General features: G+C 62.2%; 1 protein-coding gene. It reads right to left on the bottom strand.

Annotated features, from left to right (window positions below):
- Positions 1-244: 244 nt before the first annotated feature.
- Positions 245-785 (bottom strand): transposase (locus HMPREF2878_RS09870; protein ID WP_371326183.1); only part of this gene is annotated, 541 nt, incomplete at its 5' end.

The raw sequence follows: 785 nt of genomic DNA, 5'->3' as shown, positions 1-785 counted from the left end.
CCGCATCGTGCGGGCCGGCGGTGATCAGCGCAGCGGCCTACGCAGCCGTGGCGATGGTTCTAGCAGGGATTTCTCGGAAGAACTCACGCCGAGTCAACAGGGCATAGATGACGTTGCAGCGGCTCCGGGCAAGCCGCATCACCGCGGCATTGTGCTTCTGTCCTTCAGTCCGTTTACGCAGGTAGTAGTCGCGCGATGCAGGATGGCAGTTCGACGCGATCCACGCCGATTGAAACATCGCGTTTTACAACTGTTTATTGCCGGCCCTGGTGGGAAACTCGCCGCGGACCGACGTACCCGACTGCCGGGTGGTCGGCGCGATGCCGGCGTAAGCGGCCAAGTGCGCGGCGTCGGCGAAGTCCTGGCAATCGCCGATGGACAACACGATGTTAGAGGCAGTCGTGATGCCTACGCCGGGCATCGACATCAAGACCTGGGCAAGAGGGAACGATTCAAGCATCTCCTCGACTTGTCCGGCAATCGTGTCGCGCTGTGCTTGAAGCGCTTTGATGTTCGCCGCCAGCTGGGGAATGACCAATTCTGCTGCCGCAGTGCCGGGTACCGTGACAGTTCGCTCGGCAAGGGCGGCGAAAAATGCGTCAACCAGGGCAGCAGGGGCCTTCTTGGCGCGGTTGCGCATCCACTTCAGGACCCGGCCTCGACCTGCGGCGGCCAGTTTTGTCGGACCTTCGTAGTGGATGAGCGAGTCCAGCACCAGCGTGCGGGAGAGAATCTCGCCTGCAAAGACGCGCTCGAGTACGGGGCGAATCTCTGTGAGCACGCTG

The organism is Corynebacterium sp. HMSC065H09 (assembly GCF_001812845.1).
Lineage (GTDB): Bacteria > Actinomycetota > Actinomycetes > Mycobacteriales > Mycobacteriaceae > Corynebacterium > Corynebacterium jeikeium_D.
The sequence above is the reverse complement of the archived record's forward strand: the minus strand, read 5'-3'. Positions and strand labels throughout refer to the sequence as shown.